We start from the raw sequence: 18,869 nt of genomic DNA, 5'->3' as shown, positions 1-18,869 counted from the left end.
CGCCCTGTTGACGCGAAACCAATGAGGTCCAGATGAACAGACGGACAAGGCTGCTCCGGTACGGACTCTTCACCGTGATCGCGGCCCTGATGGCCACGGTCCTCCCGCCGGCCTCGGTGGCCGGTGCCGCCGACCCCTGCGGTCCCGGTACGAACGCGATCGTGTGCGAGAACTCCAAGCCGGGGACGCCCATGTCCGACTGGTTCGCACCCAGCGCGTACGGCGACATCAAGGGTTTCCCGGCCCGGACGAGCGTCCGGCCCGGCGACACCGTGCAGTTCAAGATCCAGTCACCGACGCCGTACCGCGTCTCGGTCTTCCGCCTCGGCCACTACGCGGGGGACGGGGCCCGCCTCCAGTCGACCGCGGCCCAGGCCGCCCAGACGTACCCGGCGAACGTCCTGCCGGGCGGTCACCCGCGCAGCTGCGCCACCAAGGCCTCCACCGGCCTGGTCGACTGCGGCAACTGGCCGGTCACGGCCACCTGGACCGTGCCGTCCGACGCGGTCTCCGGCCTGTACGTGGTCAACTTCGACCAGGCGGACGGCAACGGCGTGATGCCCTACCCGTTCGTGGTGCGCGACGACTCCAGCCACTCCGACATCGTGGTGCAGACCAGCGACCAGACCTGGCAGGCGTACAACGACTACGGCGGCCAGGACCTCTACGACGGCGGCGGGCCCGCCCCGGACGGGCGGGCGTACGAGGTCAGTTACAACCGGCCCATGGACATCGGCGGGGACAACGGGATCTACGGGTCCGAGTTCCAGATGGTCTCCTGGCTGGAGCGCAACGGCTACGACGTGAGCTACATGTCCGGCATCGACGTGTCCACCCGCGGTGCGCAGCTCGCGAACCACAAGGTGTTCATGTCCTCGGGACACGACGAGTACTGGACCCAGGAGCAGTTCACGAACGCGCTGAACGCGCGCAGGGCCGGGGTCCACCAGACGTACTTCAGCGGCAACGAGGTCTTCTGGAAGACCCGCCTCGCCCCGAGCATCGACGGCACCTCCACCGCCGACCGGACGCTGGTCTCCTACAAGGAGACCAAGCTGTCCTTCCCGCAGCCCAACGGCGTCCCCGACCCGAGCGGGGTCTGGACGGGCACTTTCATGGACCCGGCCAGCGCCACCGGCGGGCGGCCCTTCCAGCCGCAGAACCAGCTGACCGGCTCGATGTTCAGCGTCAACGGCTACCGCAGCGACGCGATCACCGTGCCGGGCTCCTTCGCCAAGCTGCGGCTGTGGCGGGGCACCACGGTCGCGAACCTCACCCCCTCCCAGACCGCCACGTTCCCCGTCGGAACGCTCGGCTACGAGTGGGACAGCGACGTGGAGAACGCGACCCGGCCCGCCGGGCAGATCCGGATGTCCTCCACCACGGTGGACATCGACGACGGCAAGCTCCTGCTCGACTACGGGAACACCTACGGCAACGGCACCGCGACGCACAGCCTGGTCGCCTTCCGGGACCAGACCTCGGGCGCGCTGGTGTTCGGCGCGGGCACCGTGCAGTGGTCCTGGGGCCTGACCAACATGCCCGTCGGCAGTCCGGACGACGCGGTGGTCACCGAGGACAAGCGGATGCAGCAGGCCACGGTGAACGTGTTCGCCGACATGGGCGTCCAGCCCAGGTCCCTGCAGTCCGTGCTCGTCCCGGCGAGCGCCTCCACCGATACGGCCGGACCGGCCGTCACGGTCGCGAGTCCGGCGGCGAACGCCACCGTGCCCGCGCTGCGGCCCGTCACGATCACCGGTACGGCGGCCGACACGGGCGGCGGCGTGGTGGCCCGCGTGGAGGTGTCCACCGACGGCGGGACCACCTGGAAGGCGGCCACGGGCCTCGGCTCCTGGAGCTACACGTGGACCCCGACCGCCCCGGGCCCGGCGCAGATCAAGGTGCGCGCGGTGGACGACAGCGTCAACATCGGCGCCACCACCACGGTGGCGCTGACCGTCGGACCCCAGCAGTGCCCCTGCACCGTCTGGCCGGCGGCGGCCGTGCCCGGCACCGTCAACGCCGGTGACGGCAGCGCCGTCGAGCTCGGCGCGAAGATCCGCTCCTCGGCGCCCGGTTCGATCACCGGTGTCCGCTTCTACAAGTCACCCGCCAACACCGGTACCCACACGGGCAGCCTGTGGAGCAGCACCGGCCAGCGGCTGGCCACCGGCACCTTCACCAACGAGACGGCCTCCGGCTGGCAGCAGCTGAACTTCTCCTCCCCCGTGCCGGTCAAGGCGAACACCACCTACATCGCCTCCTACTTCGCCCCTCACGGCGGCTACTCCTTCGACACCACCTTCGCGGGGAGCGACGCGGGGCTGGCCCCGCTCACGGCGCTGAAGAGCGGCACCGACGGCGGCAACGGCGTCTACCGCTACGGCGCCACGGGCGGATTCCCCGCCACCGCCTCCTCCGGCAGCAACTACTGGGTGGACGCCGTCCTGGACACCGCCACCGCGAGCACGACACCGCCCGCCGTCACCTCGACCTCGCCGCAGTCCGCGGCGACCGGCACCGCGATCACCGCGGCGCTCACGGCCACCTTCAGCGGCGCCGTCGACGCGGACTCCCTGCTGTTCACCCTGAAGGACTCCGGCGGCGCCGCCGTGCCGGGCACCAAGGTCCTCGGCTCCTCGAACAGCGCCACCTTCACCCCGTCCAGCGAGCTGGCGCTGAGCATCACCTACACGGCGTCCGTGCAGGCCTCCGACCTGTGGGGCAACGCCATGGCCGCGCCGGTCACATGGAACTTCACCACCAGCGCGAGCCCCCCGACGGTGAACTGCCCGTGTGGCCTGTGGAGCGCCGCCGCGACGCCGAGCACCGCCAATGTGGGCGACGACGCCAACTCGGTCGAGCTGGGCACCCGTTTCCAGTCCGCGGTGAACGGCTACGTCACCGGCGTCACCTTCTACAAGGGCCCCGGCAACACGGGCACCCACACCGGCAGCCTGTGGTCCGCCGGCGGCACGCTGCTGGCCACCGGCACCTTCGGCAGCGAGACGCTGACGGGCTGGCAACGGCTCCAGTTCGCCTCCCCCGTGCCGATCACGGCGGGCACCTCGTACGTGGCCTCCTACCACGCGCCGAACGGCAACTACTCCGTGGACGGCGGCTACTTCACCGGCGCGCACCGCTCCTACCCGCTGGTGGCACCGGCCGACGGCGGCGCCGGCGCCGGTAACGGGCTCTACAAGTACGGGGCGGCCACGGCCTTCCCCGCGAACACCTTCGGTTCGGTGAACTACTGGGTGGGGCCGCTCTTCACCACCACCCCGCCCTCCGCCGCCCCGTCGGCCGACTCCTCGGAGGTGACCGGCCCGTGAGCACCGTCAGCGTGGTGATCCCCTGCTACAAGTACGGCCACTTCCTGGCCGACTGCGTCAAGAGCGTCCTGGACGAGCAGGAGGGCGTCGACGTCCGGGTGCTGATCATCGACGACGCCTCGCCGGACGACTCCGCGGCCGTCGCCCGGGCCCTGGCGGCCGCGGACCCGCGGATCGAGGTGCGGGTCCACGAGCGCAACCAGGGCCACATCGCCACCTACAACGAGGGGCTGCTGGAGTGGGCCGACGGCGATTACGTCGCCCTGCTCTCGGCGGACGACCGGCTGGTTCCGGGGGCCCTGGTGCGCGCCGCGGCCCTGCTGGACGCGCATCCGCGGGCGGGCTTCTGCTACGGCCGGCCGCTTCGCTTCCGGCACGGCGGGCCGCTGCCCGCGGCCCGTACCCGCAGCACCGGGTCGGTCGTCTACCCGGGACAGTGGTGGCTGGAGCGGCGGTTCCGGGAGGGCACCGGCTGCATCACCTCACCGGAGGTGGTCGTGCGCACCAGCCTCCAGCGCAAGGTCGGGGGCTACGATCCGCAGCTGCCGCACGCCGGGGACATCGAGATGTGGATGCGGCTCGCGGCGCACGCCGACGTGGGCTACGTCAGCGGCGCCGACCAGGCCTTCTACCGCGTCCACGGCGGCAACATGTCCACCACCGACTTCGGCGGGCAGCTCGACGACCTGCGTCAGCGCCTCGTCGCCTTCGACTCGGTCCTGGAGAAGTGCGCCGGCCTCCTGCCGGATCCGGGCCGGCTCGCGCAGGACGCGCGCACCCGGCTCGCCCGGTACGCGCTGCGGCGCGCCTACCGCGCGTACGACCGGGGGCGCACGGCGGTGGTCCCGGTCGAGGAGCTGGTGGAGTTCGCCGCCGAGTGCCTGCCCGGTGGCTACACCTCGCTGGCCGAGTACCGGGCGCTGCGCAGGCGCCGGCGCATCGGTGCGCGCGTCATGCCGTACCTCCAGCCGCTGGTGCTCTCGGCCGTCGTGGACCGGGGCCGCGAGTGGCTCTGGTGGCGGTCCTGGAAGCGCCGAGGGATCTGATGGACGCTCGCCCGTCCTCAGCGGGACGCCCCGGCGAGGGGCGCGTGCGCCTCGCCGGCGTCCGTGGGACCCGCGCCTGCGTCGGCGGCGGCGGTGGCGGCATCGGCGGTGGCATCGGCGCGCCGGCGCCGGGCGCGGCGCTTCAGGACCTGATCGGTCCACAGGGCCGCCGCCACACCGGCGACGGCGGCCAGCAGCGCCGCCCCGGCCAGTGCCCTGCTCTTGGTGCCGGTCTGCGCGACCGCGGTGGGCGCCACCAGCAGGGTCACGCTCATCCGCGCGCGCTCGGGGATCTCCTGCTGCGTCTGCAGGTCCGACAGGTGCTTCGTGTAGAGCTCGATGATCTTCCGTACGGCCGTGTCCGCCGCGGCCGGGTCGGACTGCTCCGCCTGGATCTGCAAGGAGGGGATCAGGTAGCGCGGGGTGACGCTGGTCCCGCTGTTGCGCGGGATGAGCCGGTAGGTGCCGTGGACTCCGGCCGCGGCGAGCTCGTCCGCCCCGGCGGGCGATTCCAGCTGTCGCACCGCCGCGTAGGAGACGGCGGCGAGCGGCGGCTGGAGATTGGCGAGCTGGTTCGGCTGGTTGCCGGTCACCGGTGGTTTGAGGACCACGATCGCCGTGCTCAGGTACGTCCGGGTGGGGTGGAGCACCAGCTGGGCTCCGACGGCCGCGAGCAGGGCCGCCACGACCAGGACGTACCAGCGCCGACGCAGCGCGCGGACCAACTCACCAGGCGACACGGGGATTCCTTCCGTCATGACCGATCCTCCCAGGAGGCGGGTAGGCCCGCCGTCAAACCGGCCCTCAACGAGCCCTGGCGCGGGGGGCGTTCGTGAGCATCGGTGAGATATTCGCGGTGCTGCGCCGCCGCTGGTACGTGATGGTGCCCCTGACCCTGATCAGTCTGCTCGCGGGCGCGCACCTGTACCGGTCGGTGCCGGTGGCGTACCAGTCCCAGAGTTCGGTGGCGCTGCTCGACTCCACGGCGGTGGCCGAACTGGCCCCCGCCTTCGGCAACCCCCTCTCGAACGCCGGCGGTTCGCTGGTCGTGACCGCCGACGTACTGATCAGGACGCTGTCGGGGACCGACGCGGCGCGGGACCTGCACGGCATCGGCGTGAGCGACCCCTATACGGTCGGGTTCGCCGCCAACACCTCGGGGCCGATGCTGACGCTGACCGTCACCGGGACCGACCGGGCGAAGGTGCTCGACGAGACGAACAAGCTGACCGCCTTCGCAGGGGAGCAGCTCACCGCACTTCAGGCCGCAGCCGAGGTCGAGCCGGCGTACTTCGTGCAGAGCGCGCCGGTGGTGCTACCGCAGACCCCGGTGCCACAGCTCAAGAGCCGCTACCAGCAGGTGCTGGGCGTCGTCATCCTGGGCACCACGGCCGCCTTCGTCCTCTCCTTCCTCACGGAGACCCTGCTGGCGGTCCGCAGCCGCAGGCGCGCGGCGGCGGCCGCGGCCGCGGCCGGCTCGCGCCGGGAGCGCCCGCACAGGAGGCCGCGGGGCCGACAGCTGGACGCCACCGCGGTGCTCACCGGATACCTGGCGCTGGCCTTCTTCATCCCGTCGAACCTGACCCTGCCGGGGCTGGGCGGTGTGGGGACACCGGCCAACGTGTTCGCCCTGCTCGGCCTGTTCTGGTACCTGGCGGCCTGGCTCACCGGACGGATCCGCCCGGCGCCCGGCACCCGGCTGCCCCGGGTGGTGATGTGCCTGCTGGCCTTCTCCGTGCTGGCGTCGTACCTCGCGAACGCGACCCGCGGCAGCTCGCGCAAGGAGGTGCTGGGGGCCGACCGCGGCCTGATCGCGCTGCTCGTCTGGGTCGCGCTGGTGGTGCTGGTGTCCGCCGGGATCCAGGACCGGGCCCGGCTCGACGTACTGCTGCGCCGGGCCGTCGTGATGGGGGCGGTGGTGGCCGCCATCGGCTACTACGACTTCTTCACCGCGACGAACATCGCCGACGAGATCAGCATCCCGGGACTCAAGTCGAGCGTCGCCCAGATCACCACGCTGGACCGCGGCTCCTTCACCCGCCCCCGCTCCACCACGGCCCAGCCCCTGGAGTTCGGCGGGATGCTCGCCATCCTGCTCCCCTTCGCCGTGCAGCAGGCCTTCGATCCGGTACGCCGGCACCTGGGCGCGCTGCGCCGGTGGGGGCCGGTGGTTCTGATGGGGGGCGCCCTGCCGCTGACGGTGTCGCGGACCTCCATCATCGGGGCGCTCATCGTCGTCCTGGTGATGGTGCCGCGCTGGAAGCCGCAGCGGCGGTGGACGGCGATCGGTCTGCTGATGGGCTCGGTGGCCTGCTTCAAGGTCATCGTCCCCGGGCTGATCGGCACCATCACCACGCTGTTCGGCTCCTTCCTGACGAACTCCGACAGCAGTACCCAGGCGCGCACCGTGAAGTACAGCGCGATCGTCCCCTACCTCGACGAACGCCCCCTGCTCGGGCGGGGCTTCGGGACCTTCCTGCCCGAGCTGTTCTTCTTCACCGACAACCAGTACATGCTGACGCTGGCCGAGATGGGCCTGGTGGGGCTGATCGCGCTGCTGGTCCTCCTCTTCACGGGCGTGCACCAGGGCGGCGCGGTGCGCAGGCTGGCCCGCACCGAGTCGGACCGGGAGCTGGGCCAGGCGTTCTTCGCCTCGGCCCTCGTCTCCCTGGTCATCAGCGCCACCTTCGACGCCCTCAGCTTCCCGATGTTCGCCGGGATGTTCTTCCTGACGATCGCCGCCGGAGGCAGCTGCCTCGGCTTCATCCGGCGCGCGGCGCTGACGCCCACGCCCACGCGCACGCCCACACCGACACCGACACCGACGCCGACGCCGACGCCGACGCCGACGCCCGCAACCGTGGAGTCCCCATGCCGTCCGACCACCGTGCCCGCGTCCCGGCCTCCCCGGCCCGTTCTCGGGCAGTGGGCGCCGTAGCCGGCCCCGTAGCCGTCCTCGTCGTCACCTGGAACAGCGCCCCGGTGCTCCCGGAGTTCCTCGCCTCCCTGCCCGAGGGCATGGCCGGGCTCGACTGGCGCCTGGTCGTCGCCGACAACGACTCGGCCGACGGCACCGTGGACCTGGTCCGCTCCCTGGCCCCGGACGCCACCGTGGTGCAGACCGGCCGCAACGCCGGCTACGCGGCCGGGGTGAACGCCGCCCTCGGCGCCGCCGCCGGGTGGGAGGGCGGCTTCCGGGCGGTCCTGGTGTGCAATCCGGACATCCGGATGCGGCGCGGCTGCGCCGAGCTGCTCGTGGACGCGCTCGACGCCCACCCGCCGGGCGGCGGCCGGGTGGGCATCAGCGTCCCGCTGCTCTACGAGGAGGGCGGCCGTGCCCCCGTGCACTCGCTGCGCCGCGAGCCGAGCGTGGCCCGGGCGCTCGGCGAGGCGGTGCTGGGCAATCGCCGGGCCGGGCGTTTCCCGCGCTGGAGCGAACTGGTCACCGACCCGGCCGCGTACGGGCGGGCGACGGTCGTGGACTGGGCGACGGGCGCGCTGATGGCGCTGTCCCGGGAGTGCCTGGAGGCGTGCGGGGCCTGGGACGAGTCGTTCTTCCTCTACTCGGAGGAGACCGAGTACTGTCTGCGGGCCCGCGACCGCGGCTTCCTGACCCGGCTGGAGCCCGCGGCCGCCGCCATCCACCTCGGCGGGGACTCGCGGGTCTCGCCGCGTCTGTGGTCCCTGCTGACCCTCAACCGCGTACGGCTCTACGGGCGTCGGCACGGAGCCGCCGCCACCGCCGCCTTCCGCGCGGCCGTTCTGCTGCGCGAGACCTCGCGGGCCGTACTCGGCCGACCGGCCAGCGCGGCGGCCGCGAAGGCCCTGGCCAGCCCGTCCGCGCTGCGCGCCACGCCGGGGCCGTAGGAGGTGGTGTTCCGGCGCGCGGTCACCTGGGCGCGACCGCGCCCGAGTCCGGCGACCGCATGAGTCCGGAGGCGTCGACCGCCTCGAAGTCCGATCCCTGGAAGCCCTTGAGGGCGTCGAGCTGCGCGTTGTCCCAGGCGGCGTTCTCCTCACCGGAGAGGAACCAGGCCGAGCCGTTGTCCGCCACGATGGCTCCGTACGTCTTGAGCGCCTCGGCCACGGCCTTCGCCTGCGCGGGCAGCCGGGAGGTGTCCACCGCGCCCTTGAGGCGCAACCGCAGGCCCATCGGCGGCAGCGACGGGTCCGCCGCGGAGCCCGCCTGGTGCCGTGCCGGCCAGACGTAGCTCTGGTCCGAGCGGGGCACGGTGATGCGGATCGCGTGGTCGATCCGCCCGCTCGCCGCCTCGTCGGGGCGCACCAGACCGGGGAGGATGGCGAGACCGGCGGCGTCCGCCGAGGTCCACCCGTCGGGGCGCAGCCGGTTGCTCCGCAGGTCGAAGACCGCGCCCGAGCCGGCGTGCCAGGCGTTGCCGCCCTGCGGGTGGGCGTCCCAGAGTTCGTAGGACTTGCACAGGGCGCGGTCCCACACCACCACGTGCCGGTCCCCGTCGCTCGCCGGACCGTTCTCGATCTTCGCGTTCTGCGGGATGCGGTACCCGGAGGTCTCGCTTTCCTCGGCGTAGTCCAGGGTGACCGTCGATTCCGGCACCTGCGCGTCCGAGACCGTGATGGGGATGCCGAAGGGCCGGCCGTCGCTGAGCCCCGACCCGAAGTCCGGGTGCAGGGGTGCCTCCGCACCGATCGACGCGACGTACTGGGCGGAGCGCGGGTGCACGGGAAGCGCGTCCACGGGCGCCCGCCAGAAGCTGTCCGCCGGCGAGGTCGGACAGGAACCGGCGTCCGGGGCCGGCGCGTGGGCGTATCCGGACAGCAGGCACACGGCGGCGACGGCGACAGCGGTGGCGGTGCTCTTCCTGGTGGCGGTGCGCTTCGTGGTCATCGGTCTTCCTCGCTGGAGACGATGGGCGAGCCCCTTCCAGCGTAGGCACCCTTCCCGCCGGCGCTACGCGGCGCCGGGGCCCTCCCAGGCGGTCCAGAAGCTCTCCGGGTTGACCAGGTAGCGCACGGTGACCCGGGGCAGGTGGCGCACCTCGTGGCGGCGGCTGTAGCGGCGCACCAGCTCCCAGTCCTCGCGGGGCAGCACCTCGGGGGTGCGGCGCAGTCGGCTGAAGTACAGGGAGCGGTTGCGGCGCGCGACGAAGGCGTTGGTGTCGAGGAAGGCCTCGTGGGCGGCGCGCCGGCGGTCGAAGGGCACCGACAGGACGTCCCTCTCGCGGCCGTCGGGCAGCACCCTGCGCAGTGCGGTGTAGACGGCGTCGGGCCCGCCGGGCGGCTCCAGCGCCGCGAGGGCCTGGGCCAGGTGGTCGGGCTCCCAGAGGTTGTCGTCGTCGAGGAAGGCCACGTACCGCGATCTCGTCAGCCGGATCCCGACGTTGCGCACGACGCCGGCCGTCGCCGTGTTGCGGGCGAGGGACACTGCGAACAGCCGTGGGTCTTCGGGTAGTTCGCCCAGTCCGGCGCCGTCGTCGACGACGATGACGACCTGGTCGGTGACGGTCTGGTCCAGCGCCGAGCGGACCGCCGCGCGCAGGGCCTCGGGGCGCCGGTGGGTGGCGATCACGGTGGCGACCAGGGCCGTCGGGGGCCGGCCCAGGGCGGCGCCCAGCCGGGCCGTCTCCGCGCCCTCGAAGGACCGCAGCCGTACGGCCGTGGGGGCCAGCAGGATCTTGTTCCGGGCCTCGAAGAGGACCAGCCAGCCGAAGGTCCGCTTGAGCAGTTCCCAGGGGGCCCGCGCGATCCGGGACATGGTGGACTCGCCTTCTCAGCCGGTGGGTTCGGGGGTGACGGGCCTGCCGTCGGACATGCGGTTGCCCCGCCACACGTTCCCGGCGCCGCCCGCGTTCCAGGCGGCGACCGGGCCGTAGGCTCCGCCGCCCGGGTGGTACTGGGTGGAGAAGACGTTGTCCGTCACCTCGATGCCGGTGGCTCCGGGGCCGCCGCCGTAGAGGGCGTACGCTCCCCCGGCCAGCCAGTTGCCGTCGACGACGACGGAGGAGACGGCCCCGGTGTCGGCGAACAGGCCCACGGCCGCAGTGGCTCCGCGGTCCACCGGGGTCGAGTTCAGCAGGGTGTTGTGGCGCAGGGCGAGGCGGCCCTTGTTGCCGCCTCCACTGATGACGGCGTCGGTGTGCTGCCATTCGCCGCCCTGGTTGCGGAAGGCGACGATGTCGTGGACGTAGTTGTCGTGCAGGTCCCCTTGGCCCATGGACAGGGCGTTGCCGAACACCGAGATGTCGCACCAGCCGACCTCGATGGAGCTGCCGCCCATGTTCGAGACCGCGTAGTTCACCCCTCCGTTGTCCGGGCCCTTGCCGGGCACGGCGGTGATGGAGGTGTGCAGGACCTTCAGTCCGCTGAAGCCGGGCCGCAGGTTGATCCCCCACCAGTTGGCCGAGGTGATCCTGCTGTCGATGACGGTGACGTCGTTGGCGTAGACGTCCAGGGAGCCGTGGACGTCCCAGCCCTTGATGACGGTGCCGTCCTTCTTGACGGACATGTTCCCGGTGTCGTGCCGCTCCAGGGCGGTCCGGGGGCCGGTGGTGCTCGCGTCGGGGAATCCGCAGGCCCCGGGCGAGGCGCAGGCGAGGGTGCCCGGCGACGCTTCGCCCGCGCCCGTCGAGGGCGCCGGGGAGGGGGCCGCGGAAGGTGTGCCCGGGGGGCCGGTGGGGCTCGCGGGGGCCGTGGGTCCGGGGGTGCCCGTCCCCGGGAGGGTGGCGGACGGGGTCGCGGAGGGCGCGTCCACGCGCTCGCTCACCCCCGTGGGGCCCGGCAGGCACAGGAGGAGTACGACGGCCGCCAGCACCCCGGTGAGCAGCCGGGCGGCCCTGCGCCTGCGGTCCCGGCTCACGTCCGCGCACCCCGCAGCAGACCGCGCGCGGGCAGCACGCACACCCCGTAGAGGAGGGTCGCGGCGAGGCCGGTCGTGAGGAGCGCGACTACGCCGTCACCGAGGGCGCGCTCCAGCCCGAGGACCGCCGCGCCCATCACCGCTCCGCCGAGGAGGGGCCAGGCGCAGGCCCGTGCGACCGTGCCCAGGCCGACGCCCCCGCGGTGCAGGGCGAGGAGGAACACCGGCACCACGACGGCGCCGGCGACCAGGACGTGGCCCTGGGCCACCCCGACGATCCCGCCGGTACGGGCGCCGGCCACGAGGGCGGGGATCAGGACGAGGAGCCACAGCCCCTGGACCGCTATGAGCGAGCGGCGCCGGCCGATCGCCACGAGGCAGTCGTAGGCCAGTTCGCAGCCGATGCGGACCAGGCCGAGGGCCATCAGCCAGGGCAGCGCGCGGGCGGCGGGCAGCCAGCGCTCGCCGTAGACGAGGTCGACGATCGGCGCGGCGAGGGCGGCCAGCAGGACGCAGAGCGGGACGGTGGCCGTCACCACGACGCCGAGGGCCCGGCCGAAGCCGGCGGCCAGCGCCTGCGGCGAGTCGGCCAGGCGGGAGAAGCCCGCGAAGGAGACCCGTCGGGCGGCTTCGGAGATGATGCGGACGGGCCAGCCGGAGATGTTGAAGGCGAGCACGTAGAAGCCGAGGGCCAGCGGGTCCAGGGCCGAACCCACGACCATGGTGTCCACGTTGACGACGCCCAGCGCCAGCAGGCTGGCCCCGGCGAGCGGGAGACCGAACCGCAGCAGCGCCCGGGCCTGTTCGCCGTCCCAGCCGAACCTCAGGGTGCCGGGGGCGGCCAGGGAGCAGCCGATCAGGGCGGCCACGTTGCCGGCGACGGAACCCCAGGCGAAGCTCATGGCGCCCCAGCCGTCGACGGCCAGCAGCAGGGTCACGCCGGTGCTGAGGGTGAAGTTGAGCGCGTCGACCGCCATCCGCCGGCCCTGCGCGAACTCCCGGGTGAGGAAGCCCGCGGGGACCTGGGACAGCCCGTCGAGGACCACGCACAGGCACATCACCCGCAGGACCCCGGAGGCCTCGGGCGAGCCGAGCACGCCGGCCACCGCGGGCGCCGTGGCGAACAGCGCCGCGTACAGCAGGAGGCTGGAGACCGCGCTCAGGGTGAGGACGGTCGGGGCGAAGCGGCGCGGGTCGCCCTCCCAGCGCACGATGGCCAGCGAGACGCCGAGCTCGTTCGCGGAGAGCAGGACCAGCAGGACCGTCTGGGCGATCCCGTACACGCCCCAGGCCTCGGGTCCGAGGAAGAAGCGGGCCAGGACGATGCCGGTGGCGAAGTTGCCGAGCCGCATGACGACCGTGTTGACCAGGCTCCACTTGGCGGCGGAGCCGACCTTGCGTCCCAGCGAGGGCGGCGTCGCAGCGGGCGTGGCCTCGGTGTCCGCCGCGGATCCCGTCACGGCGATCCGGCCGCGGCGGAACCGGCCGCGTGGGACACGCTCATGCGCGGGGTGTCCGAGGAGTCGGCGGTCTCCGCCCCGCCGTCGTCCACATCGTACGGGCCCGGTACGGCGGCCTCGCCCGCGGCGGGCCGGTGCCGGCCGGGCGTCTGCGGCCGGCGGCGCCGCGCCTCGACGTAGAAGGTGGCCACCACGCTGAGGACGAAGCCGAGCGCGCCCGCCATGACGAGGTACTGGAGCCTGGCCTTGGTCTGCGCCTCCGGCTCCTGCGGAGGGACGATGGTGGCCATGCGGATCATGGCCTCGGGTGCCACCGACTGCTGGGTCTGGAACTCCAGCAGCCGTTTCTCCGCGTACGCGGTGAAGATCTCGTCCGACCTCCGGACGGCGGCGGGGTCGGTTCCGGTGACGCTCAGCCACATGAAGGGCCCCTGGGCGTTGTCGGCGATCTTCGCCTCGTGCGTTCCGGTGACGCCCAGGGACTTGAGGTCGGCGACGGAGTCGTCGGAGTTGAGGTTGCGGGCCAGGCCGTCGGCCATGCCGGTGAGCGAGGCCTGGGTGCTCAGGAAGGGGTTGCCGTCGAAGGCCACCGTGGCCTTCTTCGAGTTCAGCAGCGTCACGGTGCTCTGCGACACGTACTGCACCGGGACCAGCAGGTACACACCCGTGGTCAGCGCCGCGGTGAGCAGCAGTCCGGGCAGCAGCACGTACCAGCGTCTGCGCATGACCCGCCAGATCTCGGCGAGATCCATGGTCTTCCCCTTCGTGGTGCGGAGTGCGGTGCGGATTTCGGTGCGGAGAGCGGTCCGGTTCTACGGGACGAGGTCGGTGGGCCGCGGCCGGGTGCTCGCGGCCCCGCCGCCCAGCAGGACCTCGGCGACGCGGTCACCGGCGCGACCGTCCCAGAGCGCGGGGCAGCGGGCGGCGGGCGGGTCGTCGAGCACCCGGTGCACGGTGGCCACGATGCGTTCCGGGTCGGTGCCCGCCAGGACGTTGGTGCCCTCCTCGACGGTGACGGGGCGCTCGGTGTTGTCCCGCAGGGTCACGCAGGGCACGCCTAGGGCGGTGGTCTCCTCCTGGACGCCCCCGGAGTCGGTGAGCACCAGGCGCGCGGAGTCCTGGAGCGCGATGAAGTCGAGGTAACCGGCGGGCGGCACCAGGCGGATGCCCTCGGGTACGCCCTGTTCGGCCAGCCGCTCGGCGCTCCGCGGGTGCACGGGCAGCAGCAGGGGGCAGCGGCCGGCGATCTCACCCAGGGCCTTCAGCAGGCCGCGCAGCGCCACCGGGTCGTCCACGTTGGCCGGCCGGTGCAGGGTGACCAGGCCGTATCCGCCGCGGGTCAGCCCGTACCGGTCCAGGACGTCCGACCGCCTGGCCCGGTCCAGGTTGGCGAGGAGGGTGTCGATCATGACGTTGCCGACGACGTGGATCTGGTCCTCCCGGTAGCCCTCCGCCCGCAGGTTCGCGGCGGCGTCGGGCGAGGGGGCCAGCAGGTAGTCGCTCACCCGGTCGGTGGCGACCCGGTTGACCTCCTCGGGCATGGTCCAGTCACGGCTGCGCAGCCCGGCCTCCACGTGGGCCAGCAGCGGGCCGGCCTTCGCGGTCACCAGGGCGCAGGCCAGCGTGGAGTTGATGTCGCCGACCACCACGACGGCGTCCGGCGCCAGTTCGCCGAGCAGCGGCTCGAAGGCGGCCATCACCCGCCCGGTCTGCTGGGCGTGGGTGCCCGAGCCGGCGCCGAGGAACCGGTCGGGCGTGCGGATGCCGAGGTCGCGGAAGAACACGTCGCTCATGGAGTCGTCGTAGTGCTGGCCGGTGTGGACGAGGACCACCTCGGCGCCCCGGCGCTCCAGTGCGTCCATCACCGGTTTGATCTTCATGTAGTTGGGCCGTGCTCCGGCCACGCAGACGATCCGGGTCATGGACTCAGAGCACCTCCACCATCGGGCCGGTCAGCCGGTTGCGGCAGTCGAGGACGAACGCCGCGTGCTCGGTGACCATCTGGTAGTCGAAGGAGTCGTGGTCGGTGAGCAGGACGACCACGTCGGCGGCGGCGAGCTCCTTGCGGGTGGGCTCGACGCGGACGAGGCGCGCGTCCACGGTGACGTCCTCCACCACGTGGGGGTCGGCCGCGCGCACCTTGGCCCCCATGTCGAGGAGCAGCTGGGAGATGCGCACCGCCGGCGACTCGCGGGCGTCGCCGGTGTTCTTCTTGTAGGCGAGACCGAGCAGCAGGACCCGGGAGCCGTTGACCGAGCGGCGCTTGCCGTTGAGCGCGTCGATGACGCGGCGCGTCACGTACTCGGGCATGTGGCTGTTGATGTCGTTGGCCAGCTCGACGAAGCGGAAGCTCTGGCCGAGCTCGCGCTGCACCCGCCAGGACAGGTAGGAGGGGTCGATCGGCAGGCAGTGACCGCCGACCCCCGGGCCGGGCGTGAACTTCATGAAGCCGAAGGGCTTGCTGGACGCCGCCTCGATGGCCTGCCACACGTCGATGTCGAGATGACGCGCGAACATCGCTATCTCGTTGACCAGCGCGATGTTCACGTGCCGGAACGTGTTCTCCAGCAGTTTGGCCAGCTCGGCCTCCTTGGGCGAGCGCACCGGCACCGTGGTGTCGACGAGCTCTCCGTAGAAGGCCTCGACGGCCTTCAGCGAGCCGGCGTCGATGCCGGAGACGACCTTGGGGGTCTGCTGGAAGCCCCAGACGGTGTTACCGGGGTCGATGCGCTCCGGGCTGTAGCCGAGGTGGAAGTCGGCGCCGGCGGTGAGCCCCGAGCCGTCCTCCAGGATCGGCGCGAACAGTTCCTCGGTGGTGCCGGGATAGGTGGTGGACTCCAGCACCACCGTGGCGCCGGGGCGCAGGAACCGGGCGAGGGTGCGCGCCGACTCCTCGATGTAGCGCAGGTCGGGAGCGCCCTCCTGCAAGGGGGTGGGTACGGTGACCACCGCCACGTCGAAGCCGCCGCAGTCCCGGGCCAGTTCGCTGGGCCGGTAACTGCCGTTCTCCAGCGCGCGGTTGAGCCGTTCGCTGGAGACGTCCTCCACGTACGACTCGCCGGCGGCGAGGCTCTTGACCCGCCGGGCGTCCACGTCGTACCCGATCACCTGGTGTCCGACCTCGGCGGCCCGGATGGCCAGCGGCAGCCCGACGTAACCCTGCCCCACGACGACGACACGCATCAGTGACTCCTGTTCGCGGAACCGGCGGACGGTGTGCGGTGGACGAGCTCTTTGACCGTCATGAGGAGGAAGGCGGCGTTGGTGGTGAGGTAGCGCTTGCCGAGCCGGCGCGGCTCCTGGAGGGTGCGGTAGAACCATTCGAGTCCCATCCGCTGCCAGACCAGGGGAGCCCGCTTGGTGATGCCGGCGAGGATGTCGAAGGAGCCGCCGACGCCGTGGACCACGTGGGCGCCGGTGCGCTTGCCGTAGCCGGCGGTGAAGATCTCCTTCTTCGGCGAGGTCATGCCGAGGAAGAGCAACCGGGCGCCGCTGCCGGCGATGGCGTCGGCGATGGGCTCCTGGTCGCGGTCGCCGAAGTAGCCGTTGCGGCTGCCGGCCACCCGCAGCCGGGGGAAGCGTTCGGCGATCTGGCGGAGCATCATCTCCAGGACGCTCTGTTCGGCGCCGAGCAGGTAGACGGGGAGGTCCGCCACCTCGGCTGCGGCGAGCAGCCGCATGAACAGGTCGATGCCCGCGACCCGCTCGGGCAGCCGGACGCCCAGGATCCGGCCGGCCCAGACCACCGCCTGGCCGTCGGCCAGGACGAGGTCGCAGTCGGCGACCGCCTCGGCGAGACGCGGGTCGCGCCGCATGTTGACCAGCTTGGCGGCGTTGACCATGCCGATCTCGATCTGTTCACCGCGCCGCACCGCGTCCAGGCAGCGCTGCACGGTCTCGTCCATGGTGAGGGCGTCGAGCGACACCCCGAAGAGGGAGGGTCGTCTCGTCATCGCGCCAGCCCCCCGAGCCAGGCGAACAGGAGCCAGCCGAACTCGTACGGACGGCATTCGCGGTCCACCGAGCCGGGCCGGAACAGCAGGTCCAGTGGTGCGAGCCGGGCCTGCGGGACCACCTTGGCGGTGAGCCCGCGGGCGGCGCGCACGGCCTTCTTCGGATCGCCCCGGTAGACCTTGCGCCAGGTGACGCCGTAGTCCTCGCGGATCATCGGCTCGCGCGGGGCCCCGGTGGGCCCGGCGAGTTCGGGTACGTCCGTCATCCAGCGCAGCCCCCGGCGGACCGCCGGGCCGAAGTCGGTGCCGCCCGCCTCGGCCAGGTCGAACAGGGCGGTCGGGGCCATCGCGTGCTGGTGGACGCTGTAGACGGGGTAGCCCTCCACCACGGTGCCGCGGCGGGCGTCGTAGTGCCACCACCACTGTCCGCCGTCGCCCTGCAGGGCGCAGATGCGGGCGGCGCAGGCGTCGGCGGCCGCGAGGGCCTGCGGGTCGTCGCCGCTCGCGTGCAGCCGGGCCAGCGCCTGCAGCGGATACGTCTGGTCGGCGAAGCAGGCCACGTGGGAGCGGTAGCGGGGCACCAGGCCGGGCTCGGTGGCGTGCGCGAAGAGGGGGCTGCCGGCTCTGGCCGCCAACAGCCGCCGGCGGGCGAGCGCGATGCGGTCCTCCACGTCCACGGAGGCGCGCGCGGCCACGAGGGCGGAGAGCACCCAGGCCGCCTCGACCGTGTACAGCGGACGTCCGGGCGCGTCCAGCGCGGCCACGCGGTCCAGGGCGTCGGAGAGCTTGGGGTGAGCGGTCTCGGCGGCGGCCCAGGCGATCAGGGCCGCGTCCCCGAGGTTCACCACCCCCGCCAGCCGCTCCACGAGCAGCCCCGCGAACTCCTCGGCACTGCGCCCGCCGAACAGGGCGCGCTGGCGTTCCTCGGGCAGGAACCGGGCCCCGAGTGCGGTGATGGCCGCGTACCGGGTGCTCGTGCCCCGCTGCTCCAGGCGGCGGCTTCCGTCGGGCGAGACGGTCCCCGCCCGGGTGAACACGAAGGTCTCGGCGTCCGGCCGGTACATCTCGGGCAGCCCCGCCTCGGCGAGGGCGAGCAGCCGCTCGGCGAGGGCGTGCAGCGGCAGGTCCGCTGCCGCCAGGGCGGATAATCGTGCGGTCGTCATCGGGTCCCCACCCCGGCCTCCCGCGTACGGCGCGCACCCCGTGCGTCCGAGTCGTGCGGCTCCATCACGGCTACCCCCTCTGATCGCTCCTCGGACGGACCTGGCGGTCGTCGCCCGGCGGAGGGGAACTGCGCGTGACGGCGCCCGCGCCCGCGGCGTCCTCACGCCGGTGACACGAGCCGTCCGAGGCCGCCACTGGACCCCCCAGCGATGCCGCGGACCGGGGCACGCACGTGCGCGAACGTGTCGGCGAGCACGGTGAACCCGCGCCGCACGGCATGGCCCGCGGTGCCCTCGTCGTACACAACCCCCCACCGAACACGGCCTGTTGCCCGCTCAGATCCCGTGTGCAGGGACACGGTATGCCCACGGATGTTCGTTGATTGCGGTTTTGAGGAAATGCCGGTGCCCGAATATCTCCGACATTCCGTCAGGTTCGCTCGGTGAGCCCGCCGTCCTTCTCGTCGTGGAGTGTCCCGGTGCGCGGGCACCGCCAGACCCCCGGCTCGTCACCGCTCTCCAGCAGACGGACCCCGGCCCGGCCCACCCAGCCGATCCGCCGGGCCGGCACCCCCGCCACCAGCGCGAAGTCCGGCACGTCCCGCGACACCACCGCGCCCGCCGCGACCAGGGCCCAGCGCCCGACGCGCACCCCGGCCACGCACACCGAACGGGCCCCCAGCGAGGCCCCCTCGGCGACCACGACCCCGGCGGCCTCCCAGTCGCCGTCGCGCTTCAGCCGCCCGTCCGGGTCGACGGCGCGGGGGTAGAAGTCGTTGGTGAGCACCGCCGCCGGGCCGATGAAGACTCCGTCGCCCAGTTCGGCGGGCTCGTAGACGAGTGCGTAGTTCTGCAGCTTCACGTGGTCACCGATGCGCACACCGGGCCCCACGTACGCCCCGCGCCCCACGATGCACCCCCGCCCCAGCCGGGCGTCCTCCCGTATCTGCGCCAGGTCCCAGACCGTGGTCCCCTCACCGAGCTCGGCGCTCTCGTCGACCTGGGAGGAGGGTTGGATGCGGACACTCACGACGCGGTCCCCTTACGGTGCGCAAGGCGTGCGGATGCACGGGTTTATGG

The 18,869-nt window shown here is 72.8% G+C and carries 15 protein-coding genes; 4 read left to right on the top strand and 11 right to left on the bottom strand.

The genetic code is table 11. The features are described from left to right. Positions 1-32 precede the first annotated feature (32 nt). Positions 33-3,332, top strand: a complete 3,300-nt coding sequence (locus tag AC07DU_RS26920) for a DUF4082 domain-containing protein (protein WP_479114101.1) — start codon at positions 33-35, stop codon at positions 3,330-3,332. Beyond that, positions 3,329-4,378: a glycosyltransferase family 2 protein gene (locus tag AC07DU_RS26915; RefSeq protein ID WP_479028074.1), complete on the top strand. Its 1,050-nt coding sequence runs from the start codon at positions 3,329-3,331 to the stop codon at positions 4,376-4,378. Before AC07DU_RS26920 ends, AC07DU_RS26915 begins: the two co-directional genes overlap by 4 nt. 17 nt (positions 4,379-4,395) lie before the next feature. On the opposite strand, the gene AC07DU_RS26910 is transcribed toward AC07DU_RS26915, so the two are convergent. Further along, complete coding sequence (locus tag AC07DU_RS26910) at positions 4,396-5,136, bottom strand: hypothetical protein (RefSeq protein WP_479114099.1); 741 nt, start codon at positions 5,134-5,136, stop codon at positions 4,396-4,398. Between the two features lie 74 nt (positions 5,137-5,210). Here AC07DU_RS26910 and AC07DU_RS26905 point away from each other — a divergent pair, with 74 nt between their 5' ends. Both AC07DU_RS26905 and AC07DU_RS26900 read left to right on the top strand, forming a co-directional pair. Further along, on the top strand, positions 5,211-7,316 hold the full coding sequence (locus tag AC07DU_RS26905; protein WP_479114097.1) for an O-antigen ligase family protein: 2,106 nt from the start codon (positions 5,211-5,213) through the stop codon (positions 7,314-7,316). After that, positions 7,304-8,245 (top strand): glycosyltransferase, encoded by a 942-nt coding sequence (locus tag AC07DU_RS26900; protein WP_479114095.1) that lies wholly within the window; start codon positions 7,304-7,306, stop codon positions 8,243-8,245. Before AC07DU_RS26905 ends, AC07DU_RS26900 begins: the two co-directional genes overlap by 13 nt. Before the next feature lie 22 nt (positions 8,246-8,267). Here AC07DU_RS26900 and AC07DU_RS26895 read toward each other — a convergent pair whose 3' ends face one another. The 10 genes from AC07DU_RS26895 to AC07DU_RS26850 all read right to left on the bottom strand — a co-directional run bounded on the left by AC07DU_RS26895 (position 8,268) and on the right by AC07DU_RS26850 (position 18,819). After that, entirely contained in the window at positions 8,268-9,245 is a 978-nt protein-coding gene (locus tag AC07DU_RS26895; RefSeq protein WP_479114093.1) for a hypothetical protein, read from the bottom strand. A 63-nt stretch (positions 9,246-9,308) separates the two neighbouring features. Then, on the bottom strand, positions 9,309-10,112 hold the full coding sequence (locus tag AC07DU_RS26890; RefSeq protein ID WP_479114091.1) for a glycosyltransferase family 2 protein: 804 nt from the start codon (positions 10,110-10,112) through the stop codon (positions 9,309-9,311). A 15-nt stretch (positions 10,113-10,127) separates the two neighbouring features. Further along, a complete protein-coding gene (locus AC07DU_RS26885) occupies positions 10,128-11,213 on the bottom strand; it encodes a hypothetical protein (RefSeq protein ID WP_479114089.1) in 1,086 nt (361 codons plus the stop codon). Next, positions 11,210-12,673: an oligosaccharide flippase family protein gene (locus tag AC07DU_RS26880; protein ID WP_479114087.1), complete on the bottom strand. Its 1,464-nt coding sequence runs from the start codon at positions 12,671-12,673 to the stop codon at positions 11,210-11,212. Before AC07DU_RS26880 ends, AC07DU_RS26885 begins: the two co-directional genes overlap by 4 nt. Then, complete coding sequence (locus AC07DU_RS26875; protein WP_479114085.1) at positions 12,670-13,425, bottom strand: YveK family protein; 756 nt, start codon at positions 13,423-13,425, stop codon at positions 12,670-12,672. Before AC07DU_RS26875 ends, AC07DU_RS26880 begins: the two co-directional genes overlap by 4 nt. Before the next feature lie 60 nt (positions 13,426-13,485). After that, positions 13,486-14,595: a non-hydrolyzing UDP-N-acetylglucosamine 2-epimerase gene (gene wecB / locus AC07DU_RS26870; RefSeq protein WP_479028097.1), complete on the bottom strand. Its 1,110-nt coding sequence runs from the start codon at positions 14,593-14,595 to the stop codon at positions 13,486-13,488. A 4-nt stretch (positions 14,596-14,599) separates the two neighbouring features. Beyond that, positions 14,600-15,856, bottom strand: a complete 1,257-nt coding sequence (locus tag AC07DU_RS26865; RefSeq protein WP_479028099.1) for a nucleotide sugar dehydrogenase — start codon at positions 15,854-15,856, stop codon at positions 14,600-14,602. Beyond that, positions 15,856-16,626, bottom strand: a complete 771-nt coding sequence (locus tag AC07DU_RS26860; protein WP_479028102.1) for a WecB/TagA/CpsF family glycosyltransferase — start codon at positions 16,624-16,626, stop codon at positions 15,856-15,858. Before AC07DU_RS26860 ends, AC07DU_RS26865 begins: the two co-directional genes overlap by 1 nt. Further along, positions 16,623-17,789: a hypothetical protein gene (locus tag AC07DU_RS26855; protein ID WP_479114083.1), complete on the bottom strand. Its 1,167-nt coding sequence runs from the start codon at positions 17,787-17,789 to the stop codon at positions 16,623-16,625. Before AC07DU_RS26855 ends, AC07DU_RS26860 begins: the two co-directional genes overlap by 4 nt. A gap of 430 nt (positions 17,790-18,219) precedes the next feature. Then, on the bottom strand, positions 18,220-18,819 hold the full coding sequence (locus AC07DU_RS26850) for an acyltransferase (protein ID WP_479028107.1): 600 nt from the start codon (positions 18,817-18,819) through the stop codon (positions 18,220-18,222). Between the last annotated feature and the right edge of the window lie 50 nt (positions 18,820-18,869).

The organism is Streptomyces sp. NPDC045695 (genome assembly GCF_056432025.1).
The sequence above is the reverse complement of the archived record's forward strand: the minus strand, read 5'-3'. Positions and strand labels throughout refer to the sequence as shown.

What these genes read in the sequence shown, in the direction of transcription:
- AC07DU_RS26860 (WP_479028102.1), bottom strand. Translation starts at nt 16,626, where the DNA reads ATGACGAGACGACCCTCCCTCTTCGGGGTGTCGCTCGACGCCCTCACC.
- AC07DU_RS26855 (WP_479114083.1), bottom strand. Translation starts at nt 17,789, where the DNA reads ATGACGACCGCACGATTATCCGCCCTGGCGGCAGCGGACCTGCCGCTG.
- AC07DU_RS26895 (WP_479114093.1), bottom strand. Translation starts at nt 9,245, where the DNA reads ATGACCACGAAGCGCACCGCCACCAGGAAGAGCACCGCCACCGCTGTC.
- AC07DU_RS26920 (WP_479114101.1), top strand. Translation starts at nt 33, where the DNA reads ATGAACAGACGGACAAGGCTGCTCCGGTACGGACTCTTCACCGTGATC.
- AC07DU_RS26875 (WP_479114085.1), bottom strand. Translation starts at nt 13,425, where the DNA reads ATGGATCTCGCCGAGATCTGGCGGGTCATGCGCAGACGCTGGTACGTG.
- AC07DU_RS26890 (WP_479114091.1), bottom strand. Translation starts at nt 10,112, where the DNA reads ATGTCCCGGATCGCGCGGGCCCCCTGGGAACTGCTCAAGCGGACCTTC.
- AC07DU_RS26865 (WP_479028099.1), bottom strand. Translation starts at nt 15,856, where the DNA reads ATGCGTGTCGTCGTCGTGGGGCAGGGTTACGTCGGGCTGCCGCTGGCC.
- wecB (WP_479028097.1), bottom strand. Translation starts at nt 14,595, where the DNA reads ATGACCCGGATCGTCTGCGTGGCCGGAGCACGGCCCAACTACATGAAG.
- AC07DU_RS26910 (WP_479114099.1), bottom strand. Translation starts at nt 5,136, where the DNA reads ATGACGGAAGGAATCCCCGTGTCGCCTGGTGAGTTGGTCCGCGCGCTG.